The 15,749-nt window shown below is 65.8% G+C and carries 13 protein-coding genes; 1 reads left to right on the top strand and 12 read right to left on the bottom strand.

All coding sequences use genetic code 11. The annotated features are described in order from the left end of the window. Positions 1–111 precede the first annotated feature (111 nt). Positions 112–822 carry a FadR/GntR family transcriptional regulator gene (locus HDG39_RS10095; protein ID WP_184005531.1) on the top strand — a complete coding sequence of 237 codons (711 nt, stop codon included), beginning with the start codon at positions 112–114 and terminating at the stop codon, positions 820–822. A gap of 44 nt (positions 823–866) precedes the next feature. Here the strand turns inward: HDG39_RS10095 and HDG39_RS10090 are convergent, their stop codons facing one another. From HDG39_RS10090 to HDG39_RS10035, 12 genes are all read right to left on the bottom strand, one after another. After that, positions 867–1,844, bottom strand: a complete 978-nt coding sequence (locus tag HDG39_RS10090; protein ID WP_184005529.1) for a glycosylasparaginase — start codon at positions 1,842–1,844, stop codon at positions 867–869. A gap of 47 nt (positions 1,845–1,891) precedes the next feature. Beyond that, on the bottom strand, positions 1,892–2,602 hold the full coding sequence (locus HDG39_RS10085; RefSeq protein WP_260327668.1) for an ABC transporter substrate-binding protein: 711 nt from the start codon (positions 2,600–2,602) through the stop codon (positions 1,892–1,894). An 83-nt stretch (positions 2,603–2,685) separates the two neighbouring features. Beyond that, positions 2,686–3,606 carry a LysR substrate-binding domain-containing protein gene (locus tag HDG39_RS10080; RefSeq protein WP_184005527.1) on the bottom strand — a complete coding sequence of 307 codons (921 nt, stop codon included), beginning with the start codon at positions 3,604–3,606 and terminating at the stop codon, positions 2,686–2,688. A gap of 74 nt (positions 3,607–3,680) precedes the next feature. Next, positions 3,681–4,928, bottom strand: a complete 1,248-nt coding sequence (locus tag HDG39_RS10075; protein WP_184005892.1) for a metal-dependent hydrolase family protein — start codon at positions 4,926–4,928, stop codon at positions 3,681–3,683. Between the two features lie 66 nt (positions 4,929–4,994). Further along, positions 4,995–6,185, bottom strand: coding sequence for a M24 family metallopeptidase (locus HDG39_RS10070; RefSeq protein ID WP_184005525.1), 1,191 nt, complete (start codon positions 6,183–6,185; stop codon positions 4,995–4,997). Positions 6,186–6,257: 72 nt separating this feature from the next. Next, on the bottom strand, positions 6,258–7,145 hold the full coding sequence (locus HDG39_RS10065; protein WP_184005523.1) for an ABC transporter permease: 888 nt from the start codon (positions 7,143–7,145) through the stop codon (positions 6,258–6,260). A gap of 3 nt (positions 7,146–7,148) precedes the next feature. Further along, positions 7,149–8,210 carry an extracellular solute-binding protein gene (locus HDG39_RS10060; RefSeq protein ID WP_018422583.1) on the bottom strand — a complete coding sequence of 354 codons (1,062 nt, stop codon included), beginning with the start codon at positions 8,208–8,210 and terminating at the stop codon, positions 7,149–7,151. An 11-nt stretch (positions 8,211–8,221) separates the two neighbouring features. Further along, entirely contained in the window at positions 8,222–9,274 is a 1,053-nt protein-coding gene (locus HDG39_RS10055) for an ABC transporter ATP-binding protein (protein WP_184005521.1), read from the bottom strand. Between the two features lie 2 nt (positions 9,275–9,276). Next, the gene (locus HDG39_RS10050) at positions 9,277–10,140 is read right to left on the bottom strand and encodes an ABC transporter permease (RefSeq protein WP_184005519.1); all 864 of its coding nucleotides are present in this window, start codon (positions 10,138–10,140) and stop codon (positions 9,277–9,279) included. 261 nt (positions 10,141–10,401) lie between these two features. Beyond that, complete coding sequence (locus HDG39_RS10045) at positions 10,402–11,697, bottom strand: MFS transporter (protein WP_184005516.1); 1,296 nt, start codon at positions 11,695–11,697, stop codon at positions 10,402–10,404. A 149-nt stretch (positions 11,698–11,846) separates the two neighbouring features. After that, on the bottom strand, positions 11,847–13,724 hold the full coding sequence (gene treA / locus HDG39_RS10040) for an alpha,alpha-trehalase TreA (RefSeq protein WP_221305680.1): 1,878 nt from the start codon (positions 13,722–13,724) through the stop codon (positions 11,847–11,849). 284 nt (positions 13,725–14,008) lie between these two features. After that, on the bottom strand, positions 14,009–15,505 hold the full coding sequence (locus HDG39_RS10035; protein ID WP_184005514.1) for an alkaline phosphatase family protein: 1,497 nt from the start codon (positions 15,503–15,505) through the stop codon (positions 14,009–14,011). Positions 15,506–15,749 lie beyond the last annotated feature (244 nt).

Here is a 15,749-nt window from a genome sequence, read left to right as displayed (position 1 = left end):
ACGCTGTCGCCGCGCCGCCGAGCGCGCACGATTTGCGCGCCGGGCGCTTCGATCTACAATCGGCGCTCGCCTTATGGGGCTTGCACAAGCTACATCGCCGGGAATCGTTTCGTGACCACCAGACCTGCCGACACTCGCCGCCTCTATCTCCAGATCGCGGAAAAATTGCGCGATCTGATCGCTCAGCCGGACTTCGCGCCGAACGGCCGTCTGCCGTCCGAGCGCGCGCTGGCGGAGACGCTCGGCGTGTCGCGGCCGTCGGTGCGCGAGGCGCTGGTCGCGCTGGAACTGGAAGGGCTGGTCGAGATTCGCATGGGCTCGGGCGTCTATCTGTGCGCGACGCCGTCCGCGCAGAGTGATGCGTCGCTGTCGCAGGCCGAACTCGGCGATAGCCTGCTCGACATCCTCGGCGCGCGCTGCCTGATCGAAGGCTCGATCATCGCGAGCGTCGCACCGTTCTGCAAACCGAAAGACCTGAAGATGCTGCGCGCCATCTACAACGAGATGGAGCGCGAAGTAAAGGCCGGCAGAATTCCGGTCGCGGCCGATCGCGCGTTCCATCTCGCGATCGCGCAAATGTCCGGCAATGAGGTGCTGGTGCGCACCGTCAGCTCGCTCTTCGATGCGCGACATAGTCCGCTGTCGGAAAAGCTGCGCGGCCACTTCGAGAACGAGACGACGTGGGGCGCCGTGCCCGACGAACATCTCGTGATTCTGGAAGCGCTGGAAGCGCATGATGCGATTCAGGCGCAAGCGGCGATGCAGCGTCACCTGAAGCTGTCGTTGGAGCGGGTGATTGCGGGGGGGCAGCGGACGTCTTAGGTGCCGCTGCGCGAATACCGCTGATTCACCAGTGCCCGTCGCCGTCAAACGTCGGTATAGACCTGCATCGCAATCCGCTTGTTCTGCGGCGCGCCCGCCGAGATCTGGATCAGCTCGCAAGCACGGCGTTCCGGTTGCGCCATGCCGGGCGTCCACACCCAGTAGTGATTGCCCGGCAAGCCATTGACCGCCACCACGCGATGATTGTCCGCGGCATCGATCGCATGGATCGTCACGCGGCTGATCAAGCCGCCTTTGAGCGCGCGCATATCGTCGACGGCCTCGCTGACCGCGCGCTCGACGCTCATCCCCATCTTCATGTAGAGCACCACCGCGCGCGCAGTGCCAGCGCGGATCGTCATCTCTCCAGCACCCGTGCAGGCGCAGGCGCCGTAACGGCTATCGGCATAGGAACCCGCGCCGATCACGGGACTGTCGCCGAGACGGCCCGGATATTTCCAGCCCCATCCCGACGTACTCGTGCCGCTCACGACATTGCGCGCGCTGTCCAGTGCGAGAAAAACGGTCGTGTCCTTGCCGATCTCCGGATCGACCGCGTCGTGGCAATAGCGTTCGAGCGGCACGTTGGGCCACGCGGCCTTGTCGGCCGCGCTGACTTCGCTGTCAAACCAGCGCGCATACGCTTTGCGCGAGTGATCGGCGAGCAGCTCGCACCGCTCCGCGCCCGTTTCGGCCGCATAGCGCGCGGCGCCCTCGCCGATCAGCAGCTCGTGCGGCAGCCGTTCCATCACCGCGCGGGCGACGCTGACCGGATGCCTGAACCCCTTCATGCCGCCGACCGCGCCGGTGCGCAGCGTCGAGCCATCCATCACCGACGCATCGAGCTCGACTTCGCCGAGCAGATTCGGCCAGCCGCCGCGCCCTACGGTGCGCACCTCCTCGTCATCTTCGACGAGCCGGATGCCCGCCTCGACCGCGTCGAGCCCGGCACCGCCATTGCGCAGCAGTTGCGCGGTCAAGCCGATGCCGGATTTACCTTCGTTGTTGGTCAGAATGATCATGTGTTCAGGTCATGCAGCCAGAAAAATGCGGAGCCTCAGCGCCAGAATCAAAGTCCAGCGCGGAAATCCTTGTTCCAGAAGTCGAGCATTTCCGTCTTGTGTTTCATCAGCATCGCGAAGTCGACCGGCACGATCCGCTCCAGCTCCTTGCCCGAGAAGCCCACCGCCTGTTGCAACGACGGCGGCAGGTTCGCGTTCGCGATCGTCGGCGCATAGCCCATCGATTCGGCGAACGCGCGCTGGGAACGCGGATCGAGCATCGCATTCAGATAGGGAAACGCGCAGGCGGACGATTTACTGCCCGCGGTGACGGCGGCCTCGAACGTGGCCGGCAACGCGCCCTCCTTCGGAAACACGTAATCGACCGCGAGGCCCGCCTTTTTCCACTGCAGCGTGCGCGCCTTCCACGTGACGGTCACGACGATCTCGCCGCTCTTGAGCGCCGACGCCAGCGCATCGACAGACGGATACACTCGCGGCGATGCCTCGCGCAGCGCGCGCAAATACTTCTGCCCGAGCGTGAGATCGTTCGCTTGTCCGCCCGAGGCGAGCGCGCCCGCGAGCGTCAGATAGTCATACTGATCATCGACCAGACCGATTTTTCCCTTGAATCGAGGGTCCAGCAGCGCGGCGAGTCCGTCCGGCCGTGTGCGCACCCTGTCCGTGTCGTAGACGAGCACGAGCGCGCTGAAGATGTGCGGCACCGCGTAGCTGCGGCGAAATTGCGGAATCACGTTGGCAAGGTTTGGCAGCAGCAACAGACGATGTCAGGCCTCGGTGGCCCGATCTGTATTCATTGGATAGGTGGGGAACGCCGCTGCCGCCGCGAAGCGGCAATCGGTCAACTCGCAGCCGTCAAACGTGCATTCACGGCCGCCAGCACTTCTTCGAGCGTCTCCTCCATCACTTTCGACAATTCGTCGAGATGCGGAGCCGGCGCGGCGCCATGCGGGGTGATCTTCAGCGTGTAGAAAGGCATCGCGTGCTCGAAGCGGCGCAAGATCAGATTCGAGTCGAGAAAGTCGTACGCCGACACCGGATGCAGCAAACCGATGCCGAGGCCTTCCTTGACCATCGTCGCGATGTTGACCGAATACGGCGCGGTCGCCACCACCTGCGATTGCAGCTGACCGGTCGCCAACACCTGATCCATGCCCCAGCGCACGAGGTCGGGCAGATCGTACGACACGATCGGCTGATTCCGCAGATCGGCCACCTTGATGACCTTGCGCTTGCCCAGCGGATGACCGGCCGGCAACGCGCAGATCGCGTCGAGCTGCGCGAAGGCGGTCGAATCGGTGCCGGTCACGTCGACCGTATTCGTGACGAGACCGAGCGCGAGTTGACGCGACACCACCTGATCGCGAATCAGCGACGATGCCCCGGTCGTCAACGCAATCTGCACGGCCGGATGCCGGCGATGAAAGTTCGCCACGACGCGCGCGAAGTAGCCGAGCCCGAACGATACGACCGAGCCCACGCGGATCACCGCGGTCGACGGATTGCGCAAGCTCAGCGCGAACTCGCGGATGTTGTCCAGGCCGGCATAGCGTCGCTCGACTTCCTCGAACAGCGCCAGGGCTTCGACGGTGGGTTCGAGCCGGCCGCGGCTGCGATCGAACAGCGTGAGACTGGTCGAGCGCTCCAGATCGGTAATCAGGCGGCTGATTCCCGACTGCGAAGTGCCGATGACCTGCGCGGCGCGGGTCGTCGTGCGCGTGAGCATCAGCGCCCTGAATGCGTCGATGTGCCGAAAGTCCATCCGTTCTCTCCGGATTGCATGGGCCGCCGGCGCTCCCCGTTGTCAACCTCGCTCGCAAGGGAGCGCTCCGCATGTCACGCCGGCAAATCAAAGGCATGGATTTTACCGCCCTTCATCACGACCGGAATGCGCTCGCCCTGCCCCAGCAGACAGTCGAGCGACGCAAGCGGATTGCCGTCGACGACGAGCATGTCGGCGTGCGCGCCTGCCGTGATCTGCCCGAGCTGCCCGACCTGGCCGAGCACCTGAGCGCCGACCACGGTCGCGCTGCGCAGGATCTCGAGCGGCGTCAGCACTTCGCTGCGCAAGCGGAATTCATCGCTTTGCAGACGCTGCGATTCGCCGAGCAGATCGCTACCGAAGCCCATCGGCACGCCCGCCGCGCGGAAGATTTCGAGCGAACGCAGGCCCGCCTGGCGCACGCTCCCGATCTTCGCGACGCTGTCGGCGGGTAGGCCGAGCGCTTCGCCTTCGTTCGCGAGCGCGTCGTAGGTGACGAGCGTCGGCACCGCGAACGCGCCGTGCTCGGCCATCACCCGCGCAGCCGCTTCGTCGACCAGATTGCCGTGCTCGATCGTCCGAACGCCGCAGCGTACCGCGCGCGCGATCGCCTCGGCCGTGTATGCATGCGCGAGCACGTAGGTGCCGCGCGCCCGCGCCTCGTGGACGATCGCCCTGATCTCGTCTTCCGAATAGCCCCATGCGCCGATCGGATCGGTGGGCGAGGCGACGCCGCCCGAGGCCATGATCTTGATCTGGTCGGCACCCATCTGCAGCTCTTCGCGCACCGCGCGACGCACGGCATCGACGCCGTCGGCGACACGCGATATCGCGCCGACCCGCGCGCAACACGCGCATGGGCTATCGGTGCCGATGTAGTCGCTGCGGCCGCGCATGTCGCCGTGTCCGCCGGTCTGGCTGATCGCGCGGCCCGAGACGAACAGGCGCGGACCTTCGGCGAGCCCCTGTTCCAACGCCTGTTTGAGCGCGAAGCCCGCGCCGCCTGCATCGCGCACTGTCGTGAAGCCACGCCGAAGCATGCCTTGCAACAACGGCAACGACTTCAGCGTGACCAGCACGTTCGGCAAGTTCACCTGTGCCGCGAGATTGAGCTGCGTCGCATGCACGTGCACGTGCAAATCGATCAGGCCAGGCATCAGCGTCTTGCCGCGCACATCGATTTCGCGTGCGGACGCGCTGCGGATCGGCCGGTCCGAGACTTCCTTGATGCGTCCGTTTTCCACCAGCACCGCGTGGTTCTCACGCAATTCGCCGGCAGCCGGATCGAGCAGCGCGCAGTGCGAGAACAGAATCGACTCCATCATGTCTCCTCCCGGTACAAGATCCGGGTCATCTCCAACGTTGAAGGGTGTCGCGCGCTGCGCGACTCAATCGATGGTCGCGTGCGCGAGCGTGCGCGGGGTCTTCGTGAGCAGCTCCGGCGTCGGGCCGGTCACGACCGAATCGTCGAGCCGGAAACCGCCGAGGCCGTACACATAGATGCCGGGCTCCGCCGAGTACACCTCGTTGTCCAGCAGCGCGCGGTGATTGAACGCCATGTCGTCCGGATACTCGTGACCGATGATGCCCATGCCATGCCCCGTGCGATGACGGATGTGCTTCGCGCAGCCGGCCTGCTCGATCACCGCCTGCGCGGCCGCGTCGATACCCGAAACCGGCTGACCCGTGACGGCCGCCGCGACGGCCGCCTCGTTGGCCGCGCGCGCGACCTCATGAAAACGCGCCTGCTCGGCGCTCGGTTTGCCGCAGAACCAGGTGCGCTCGTTCTCGATCACGAGACCGTTCAAACGCGGAATCACGATATTGACGAGCCCGTCGCCCGCCTTGATCTGCGCGCCGCACGACGCACCGTCGCCGTGCGGCGACGCCGATGCCGGTCCCGACAAGGTCCAGCAACGCATCACTTCGAGGTTCTCCCCAGGAAAGCGGCGCGCGCCTTCGGTCACCATCAGGGCGGCCATCTGATAGTCGAGTTCCTGAACGAGCCGTCCGGGGCGAATGTTCTCGCGATAGCGGTCCTGCACCCAATCGGCGAGGCTTGCGGCGGCCCGCATGATGGCAATCTCCTCCTGGTGCTTGACCCAGCGCAACGAGCGCAGCTCGGCGAGCATCGGCAGGCACTTCGCGTCCGGCAGCAGCGACGCCGCGCGGCCGAGCGGACCGCCGGCGGCTTCGACGCCGATTCGCGATGCGCCAAGCCCGGCGGCACGCAAACGCGCGGCGATCAGTTCCGGGACTTCCGCGAGTAGCGGCTGCCGCTCGACCACGCGCGGATGCTCCGAGTAGAACGAGATATCGTCGAGCCACAGATGTCCGCGCTCGCGCGCCATCATCACGTGATGCGTCGACAGCTCGTTCATGATCGCGAACGGCTCGCCCGACAGCGGCACGCACACGGCGATCGGCCGCTCCCAGGTCTGTACGTCGACGTGGAAATTGGTCGCCCACTGGAAGAAGTCGGCGGACGTGAAGATCAGCGCATCGACTCGCAGACGTTCCATCAGTTTTTGCATCAGGTCGTGACGGTAAGCGCGAGTCTTTTCGGTGAGGATTGGCATCTGTCGTTCCTTCAGGAAGAAGAATTAAGGAGAGGCGCATCCCACACACCAGCGCGCGGCGCGCCTGCCAGTTCAGGTCATCATCGTCTTCGCGTAGCGCCGCTGGATGATCCAGTGCGACAACAGCGCCAGCGCAAACGTGACGACCATCGATACGATCGATAGCACGGCCCCGAACGGCCAGTTGTTCGCCTTGGCGATCTGGTCGTAGATCGCGGGCGTCATCATCGTGATGCCGGTGCCGCCGAGCAGAACCGGTGTCGCGTATGCGTTCATGCACAGAATGAACACGAGCATCGTGCCGGCCGCGACGCCGGGCGCCGCGATCGGCAGCACGACGCGCGCGAGCGTCTGAGCGAAGCTCGCGCCGAGATTGCGCGCGGCTTCCTCGATCGAGAAATCGAGGCCTTCGAGCACGCTCTGCAAGGTCAGGATCATGTACGGCAGAACCACGGCGGTGGTACCGGCCACCACCGCGAACGGCGTATACAGCAGCCGCACCGGTTGATCGACGAGGCCGAGCGCCATCAGCATCGCATTGACGAAACCCGCGTTGCCGAGCATGACCATCCAACCCGCCGCGCGCACGACGTTGCCGACCAGCAGCGGAAACACCAGCAGCATCACCAGTTGGCTCTTGAAGCGGCTCTGTGTTTTAGCAAGCACGTAGGCGACCGGAAAACCGAGTACGAGCGACAGCGCCGTGCACAGAGCGGCGACCTTGATCGTGGTCCACAGCACCGCGTGGTAGTACGGATCGGTCAGAAACTGGACGTAGTTCTCGAGCGTGAACGCCGCCTGCATCATCTGGACGGAGTCGAAATGATTGAAGCTGTAGCGCACCAGTTGCACGCCCGGCAGCACGATCACGAATAGCACGACCAACACGGCGGGCGAAGCGAGCAGGCCCCCGGCGAAGTCGCGGCGCCGCGGCGCGGCGTTCAGTGCGCTCGTCGTCATGGTTCAAAGTCCCGGCTTGAATTCCTTGTTCCAGAAGTCGAGCAGCGCCGGTTTTTCCGCGGTGAAACGCGCGTAGTCGACTTTGACGAGGCGATCGAGCTCGGCATTCGTGAAGCCGACGCTCTGTTGCAGCGTCGGCGGCAAGGCCGCATCGGTGACGGTCGGCGCATAGCCCATCGTCTCGGCGAAGCCGACCTGCGCGCGCGGATCGAGCATCGCGTTCAGATAGTTGAAGCCGCACGCGCGCGTCGGCGCGTTCTTCGGCACGGCGGCCTCGAACGTGACCGGCACGCCGCCCTCTTTCGGGAATGCGTAGTCGACCGGCACGCCGCCTTTTTTCCACTGCAGCGCGCGCGCTTTCCACATGCAGGTCATCCAGATTTCGCCGCTTTTCAGCGCCGCCGCGACCGTTTCGTTCGACGGATAGACCTTCGGCTGCTGCTTGCGCACCTCCCGCAGAAACTGGATGCCGGCCGCCGTGTCGCCATTGTGCTGGCCCGCCGCGAGCGAAGACTGCAGCACGTTGAAGTTGTACAGAATGTCGGAAAAGCCCACCCGTCCCTTCAGTTTCGGATCGAGCGCGACCGCGAGCGAATCGGGTTTCGCCTGAAACTTCTCCGGGTTGTAGACGATCACCATCGCACTGAAGATGTGCGGAATCGAATACGGGCGGCGCAGCGCTTCGATCGTGCGCGCCGAGTTCGGCACCAGTTTCGTGTCGAGCGGTTCGAGCACCCCCGAACGGTTGACGTCGAACATGTCGATGTCGGCGAGACAGGCGACGTCGAGCGAACCGTGGCGCGACATTTTCTCCGCGCGCAATTTCGTCATGCGGCCGATCTGATCCGCCGAGTCGTACGTGACGCGACCGCCAGCGGCCTCGATGATCGGCTTGCCGATGTTCTGTTCGAGCAGGTTCAGATAATCGCCGCCCCACGTGCCGACGACGACGTTGGGGCAAGCGTCGGCCGCCAGCGCCGCGCGCGGATCGAAACCGAGCGACGGAGCGACGAGCAGACCGGAAGCAGCTTTCAGAAACGTGCGGCGCGTGATGGGATAGCTCATTTTATGGTCCTTCAGGCGGAAAAAAGCAGGCAATCTTCGGTTCTGAAGCACGCGTGCAGCGTGTCGCCCGGCAACCATGCGCCGGCACCGGCATGCGCGGTGTTCGGCACGAGCGCGACGAGGCTCTGGCCGCGCTCGCTCGTGAGGCGCAATTCGACGGTCGCGCCGAGATAGATCCGGTCGGCCAGCCGGACCGGGATCGACGCTTCGCTGTGCTCGGGCGCCGCGGCGAGACGCAGGCGCTCGGGTCGGATGCCGAGCGTGTTGGCATTGCGCGCGGCAGCGTGGACCGTGATCCTTTCGCCGTTCGCCGTGATGAATTGGCCGTTGTCGACGCGGCCCGCGAGGAAATTCATGCGGCCCAGGAAGCTCGCGACGAACGGGTTGGCGGGCCGCTCGTACAACGCGTCCGCGCTGCCGATCTGCTGCACGCGTCCGTCGTGCATGACGGCCACGCGGTCCGCCATCGCAAGTGCTTCCTCCTGATCGTGCGTGACGAAGATCGTCGTGAGACCGAGACGCTGCTGGAGCGCGCGAATTTCTTCGCGGACCTCGACGCGCAGCTTCGCGTCGAGGTTCGACAACGGCTCGTCGAGCAGAAACACGTCGGGCCGGATCGCGAGCGCGCGCGCAATCGCGACGCGCTGCTGCTGGCCGCCGGACAATTGCCGGGGATAGCGTTCGGCGAGCGAGCTCAGCCGCACCATGTCGAGCGCCTCGCGAATGCGCGTGTCGCGCTCCGCCTTCGGTACACGCCGCATTTCCAGACCGAACGCGACGTTCTGCGCAACGGTCATGTGCGGAAACAACGCGTAGCGCTGAAACACCATGCCGGTATTGCGCTTGTCGGGCGCGAGCCGCGTGACCTCGGTGTTGCCGATCCAGATTTCGCCGTCGCTCGGCTCGACGAAGCCCGCGACCATGCGCAGCGTCGTCGTCTTGCCGCAGCCGCTTGGGCCGAGAAATGCAACCAGCTCGCCCTCGGCGATATCGAACGACACGTCGGCGACCGCGGTCGTCGAACCGTACTGCTTGCGCAGATTGCGCAGGGATACCTGAGCCATGATCAGATCACCTTGCCGAGCTTCACGAAACGATCGGTGATCAGCATCACGATGCCAAGCAGCACGATCTGCGCGGCCGATACCGCCGCGATGGTTGGGTCGAGATTGAATTCGAGGTACTGCATGATTGCGATCGGCAACGTCGTCTTGCCGGGGCCGACGAGCGGCAAGGTCATCTCGAGGTTCTCGAACGAGACGATGAAGCCGAACAGCGTGGAGGCGACGATCGCCGGCCGCAGCATCGGCAGCGTGACGCGCCACAGCGTGCGCCACGCACCGGCGCCGAGATTGCGCGCCGCCTCCTCGACGGTGGTGTCGAGCCGGCCCAGGCTCGCGGTGACGAGCCGGATGGTCCATGGGATCGTCAGGCAGATATGCGCGAGCAGCAGGCCGCCGAATGTGCCGACGATGTCGGTGTCGAGCGCATTCTCGGCGCGCAGATAGAACAGATAGGTCGCAATGCCGGCGACGATCCCAGGCACGACTAATGGCAGCAGCAGCGTGTTGCTGACGAGGCGACGCCCAGCAAACCGGTAGCGCGCAAGTGCGAGCGAGGCGGCGACACCGAGCACCACGCCGCCGATCGCGGCGCCGGCCGCGAGCTTCAGCGACAGCACGAAGCCGTTCGCGAACGCGTCGTTACGCCATGCGTTGACGTACCACGACAGCGTGTAGCCGGACGGCGGGAACGTGATGATCGCGTCCTTGAAGAAGCTCAGCCAGATCACGAAGATCAGCGGGCTCAGCATGAACAGATAGATGAGCGCGACGCCCGCCCTGACGAACCATTTCACCGGGGACAGACGTGGGTGGGACAAAGCGCGCGCGGAAACGATGCTGCTACGGTCGATCGGAACCTGCGTCACCGCGCTTTCTCCTTGGTCGGGATTACACGTTGGGGTGCGTCCGGCGCAGAGGCGACGTCAGGCCACCCCCGCTTCGCCTCGGCTGGTGGCAATGTAAATTTGCATAGCCTGACTAACTGCGATTCACAGTAGCATGAATAAAAAAAGGAGCAAAGCGGGTTCTGGCTAGCCGCGCGCTGGGGTTTACGCGGGCGCCGCTCGCCCAGGGGAAAGGTGTTTGCGCCGGAATGGCAAACGTGTTGACCGTCGAGGTGGCTTGTATCAGCGCGCCGCCGCTGCCCGTGCCCTGCCCGACTTCACGCGCCAGTTCGCGAGCGCGCCGAGCGCCATCAGCACGCTGGTGCCGAGAAACACCGCGCGCATGCCGACGTGTCCGCCGACGAAACCGCCCAGCAACGGGCCAGCCACCTGCCCCGCGTATTGCGACGACACCGAGTACCCAAGGATCGCGCCCGTCACGCTCGCCGGCACGCTATGGCGGATCACGCTCGCGATGCACGGCAGCAGGCCGCCCAGTGCCATCCCCATCAGAAAACGCAGCACGATCAGCTGCCAGCTCGCGGTGACGAACGCCTGCGGAACGAGCAACACCGCCGATACGGCGAGGCAGCCGACGATCACATTCCAGTGCCCGGCACGATCGGCGAACTTGCCGAGACGCGACGACGAGATCACGCTGCCGAGCGCCGCGCCCGACATCACGAAGCCCGCGACCATCGTCACGCTTTGAGGCTTCGTGAGCTGGGCGACGTAGACGGTGATGATCGGCTCGATCGACATGTTCGCGACCATCAGCAGCAGACCCGTGGCAAGCATCGCGATGGCCGGCCCCTTGTCGTCCACCGAGGCCCACGCGCCCTGCTTCGGCGCGCCGTCCGCGTGCTTGCGAACCGGCATTTCGCGAATCAGGAACGCCGTCGCGAGAAAGGCGACGAAGATCGCCGCGCCCGAGGCCCAAAAGGTCGCGCGGATGCCGATCAACGGCGGCAGGAAGCCGCCGATCAGCGGGCCGACCAGATTGCCCGCCATGATCCCCGACGACAGCACGCCGAGCGCCCAGCCCGAACGCGCCTTCGGCGTCTGCGTCGCGACGAGGATCATCGAGCCCGACGCATAGCCGCCGAGCAACCCGGCGAGCAGCCGCAACGCGACCAGTTGCCACGCCGAGTGCGCCATGCCGATCAGCGACATCGCGACCGCCATGCCGAGGCTCGAGCGGATCAGCATCAGCTTGCGGCCGTAGAGGTCCGCGAGCTTGCCCCACAGGGGCGCGACGAGCGCGGCGCTGAAGAAGGTCGCGCCGAACGCGCCGCCGGACCACTGCACGATCGCCGCATGATCCTTTACGCCGAGCTGCTCGACATAGAGCGGCAGGAACGGCAGCAGCAGCGTCATCGCGACGATGGTCGTGAACGAGCCGAACACGCACACGCACAGATTGCGCTGCCAATGCGCGGCGGCTTCATCGCCAGCCGGCGGGGCGGCCTTGGCTGTCGCCGTGCCCTGCGCCTGCGGTGGCACCGGTTCGACCGATGGTACGTCGAGCTTGCGATTCATCTTCGAGGCTTTCCAGGGTGATCAGGGTCTGTTCGAGCTATCCAAAGCATCGTAACGGGCGGCGCCGCCGCCAGGCAGTCAACCCATCATCCTGGTATCGCTACTACCTCTTCGGAACGCGCGGGCCTGGCTGCGCGCCTCCTTTGCAACTAGTGGCCCGCGGGCGACGTGCTGTGCGACGTCTGCGGCGCGGTCGCCGCCGATGCCGCCGCATCCGACACCCCCACCGCACCGCCAGGCAGATCGGCCGGCCGCGTCGAACTCACCGCATCCGGATAGAGCTGCATCAGCACGCGCAGCACGCCATTGGTCCAGCCAAAGCCGTCCTGCAGCGGATACTCGCCGCCCCCCGCCGACTTGCCGCTCGCGTCGACGTCGTACTTCTCGACCAGCTTGCCGGTGCGCTGGTAGTACGCGACGTCGGTGCGGATCCAGCGTGTCGCGATATCGCGCGCGAGCTCCGGCTCGCTATAGCGGCGCAGCCCGATCACCGCGAGGTACTGCAGCGGCGCCCAGCCGTTCGGTTCGTCCCACTGCTGGCCGGTGTTGGTCCGCGTCGTCGCGAGACCGCCCGGACGCAGCAGATCGCGCCGGATCGTCTGCGCCACTTCGCGCGCGTCGTTGCGTGTCGCGACGCCGGCGTAAAGCGGGTACACCGTCGCGGCAGTAAGCCGATGCGTGGGCGTGCGGTGCACGAAGTCGTAGTCGCCGAAAGCGTGCAGTTGCGGATCCCACAGCACCCGGCGGATCGCATCGGCGCGCACCCGGGCGCGTAGTTCGAGATTCTCGGCGTGGCCTGCATCGCCGGTCACACGGTAGGCTTTCGCGAGCGTGCGTTCGAGGTCCACCATCAGGCAGTTCAGGTCCACTGGCACTAGCGAGGTCACGTCGATGGTCGCGAGCGTCCTGCCGTCGGCAAACCAGCGCGAGCTGAAGTCCCAGCCGGTTTCGCCGCCCGCGCGCAGGTTGCGCCATAAATCCTGCGCGTCGCGTTGCGGCATCTGCTGCGCCGTCATCACATCCTCGCGGTACGACTCGTCGCGCGGCGCCGCGCGCTCGTCCCAGTAGCGATTGAGCAGCGTGCCGTCGGCGAGACGCACGAGATGGTGCGCCGCGTTGCCCGGCGCGAGATGGTCGCTGCCGGCCATCCAGTACGCGTATTCACGGCGCAGCTCGGGCAGATAGCGGGCGTAGACCTGATCGCCCTCCTTCCGCGCGACGAGCTGCACCATCTGCGCGAAGAACGGCGGCTGCGAACGGCTCAGGTAATACGTGCGATTGCCGTTGGGGATGTGGCCATAGCGGTCGATCAACGTCGAGAAATTGTTCAGCTCGTCGTCGACGAGCGCGTGCTGGCCGCTCGCGTCGAGCCCCAGCAGGATGAAGTACGAATCCCAGTAGTAGATCTCGTCGAAGCGGTCGCCCGGCACGATGTACGGCGACGGCAGCGGCAACAGCGACGAGTACGGGCTCGCGCTCGCATCCGGTTCGCGACGCAGCACGTTCCACAGCGTATCGATGTGCGCGGTGACGCTCTCGTCAGGATCGGACGCGTAGCGCTTCGGCGCGCGCGGGGGCAGCGTGAAGCGCTGTTCGACAAACTGTTTCAGGTCGAAGCGCGGCTGAGAACGCTGGCTGTCGTAGTCGGCGATGACCTCGGTCGGCGGCTCGCTTGGCGACATATCGGCAAACGTCTTGCTGTCCGGGTAAAGATGCGCGAGTTCGACGTCACGATACAGTTCGCCGTACAGCTCGGACGGCGGCGTCGGCACGACCGGCGACGGCTGCGCGTGATCCGTGCTTTCGACGTGCCGGTCCGCGGCGCTGCTGGCGGTACTCGCGGCGGCGGCCGATGCGGGCAGCGTAACCGCCGGCACGGCCGGCTGGGTCTGCGCGACCGTCGGCGCGGATTGCGCAATGACGCTGGTGCTTGCGGCGAGCGCCAGCGCGGCGGCCACGTTGGCTACAACGCGGCGGTACGGCCACTCGCGGGAAAGCCAAACGGGAAGATCGTAACGAAATGGCATCGGCGGACCCGTTGAGGACGACGCGGTGACGTCGACGTAGGCGGCCCGCCGCGCGCGCCGATGACATGCTGCACGCAACCGCGGGGCTTCGAGACGGTCTCGCCAGCAAGTGCGGGACCCGCTTCGCAAAACGATGTCGCGCGCAAGCGTTTCTCACCAAACTGCGCTCAAGGCATGAGCCTTCATCAGGCCGTGCATCCCGCCGTGCGCGCTGCCATTCAGGATCCAGCGCGGCCCGGTCCGGCGCCCGCTTGCGGCCCGCTCATTTTAAGCGGAAACCCAGCTTAGCCTCCGGTCCGGAATCCTAGTGACGCCGCCTTCGCGCGCAGATCCGCGAAGCGGTCCGCCGTCGGGTTGATCGCCAGCTTTTGCGACTGATCGATCGCCGCTACGGAGCTTGACGGCGAGGGCGCGGCCGCCCCCAGACAGGTCCCGCCGAACGGCCCTTGGGCGACCGTGAACGCAGGAGCGTCGGTGCGCGGCGCGTCGTTGAGATCGAGCGCGTAGGCGAGATTGAACGTCGCCGGATCGCTGCCGCGCACGCCAAGCGGCTGTAAGCCGAAGCGCCATTGCAGCAGCGCGTGAATCGAGCTGGGGTCGAACGGATAGCGGGTGATCGAGTTCGCGCGCACGCGCGGGCCGAGCAGCGCGAGCGGCACGCGAAAGCCGAGCTTGCCGTCGTTGCCGAGTGTGAGCTCGCTGTTGCTGATCGGCCTGGTGGGCGGCACCACGTGCTCGAAAAACCCGCCCCATTCGTCGTAGACGACGATCATCAGCGTGCGGCTCCACGTCGGGCTCGTGCGCAGCGCCTCGTAGACCTGCGCGAGAAACGCCTCGCCGTCGCGGATGTCGGCATGCGGATGATCGTCGTCGGAAACGCCTTCCGGCTCGCCCGTGAAGGACGGATCGACCATGCAGAACGGCGGCAACGTCCCGGCCGCGGCATTCACGAGGAAATCCGCAAACGGGCGCGAAATGCCCAGATAACGTGTGCCATAAAGCGCCGTGAACGGCACGTCGTGGTAGTAGTAGCGACAGTCGATATTGCCGTCGCTCAGCTTGTCCCAGATCGTGGCGAGCGACGAAGTGTCGACGCTGTCGTCGAGCCGATCCGTTGCGCCGCTATGCAGATAGAGGCGATTGGGAAAGGTGCTGGTCAGGATGCCGCTGAAGTAGAAGTCGCCGATCGTATAACTGCTCGCCACGGCGTTGAAAAATTGAAGATCGGCCGACGTGTAGTAGCCGATAGGCAGCAGGTCGCCCGGGATCAGGCTCGTGCCCGGCGTGAGCAGCCAGCCATTCATCGCACCCGATGCCAGTTGCGTGCGCGCCCCCGAGAAGCCGTGATTGGGGTCCTGGTAGGCGCACGCCTGATAGCCGTACGCGGCATTCGCCGCGAGGGAAAACGGCGTTTGCGTCGCGCCGAACGCGTCTTTGAAGTGCTGGTTCGCGGGCATGCCCTCGGCCCCCGGCACCCAGCCGAGGAAATGGTCGAAGGAACGATTTTCCATCGTGACCAGCACGATGAAGTCGATGCCCGAACTGGCCGGCGCGGGCAACGCCGGGCGCGGCAGGCTGTAGCGGTCGGCGGCGTTGGGCGATGGAATGTCGGTAATCGAGGACGCGGGTTCGCTGGCGCTCCCGCCGCCCGGTTGGTCGTCTCCGCCCAATCCACCACCGCCTCCGCAACCCGCTAGCGCAACGCTGCCGGCCACCGCGGCCACGCCCGCAAGAAAGCGGCGGCGGTCGTGTCCGTGATTCTGGTGAGTCTCGTCGCCCATGACACGTCTCCTCGTTGGATGCGGCGCGGGCGTCCGTCCATGCCAGCCTGCCGCGAAGCAAAACGCGCGCGCCGATTCGAGCGGCGGGTTGGTGGTGGGCAGCAAGTTTCGAACCCGAGATATCCGGGGGCCGTGGCGAAGCGGCGCTCAACGGTAGCGTGGGACAAGGACGATTCGCCTCCGCCTCGCGTGCTGACTACGCAGGCGCGGCGGTTACGGGGCCGAGGAGTATCGAAGCAGGCCC

This window comes from Paraburkholderia lebeckiae, from assembly GCF_014201005.1.
Lineage (GTDB): Bacteria > Pseudomonadota > Gammaproteobacteria > Burkholderiales > Burkholderiaceae > Paraburkholderia > Paraburkholderia tuberum.
The sequence above is the reverse complement of the archived record's forward strand: the minus strand, read 5'-3'. Positions and strand labels throughout refer to the sequence as shown.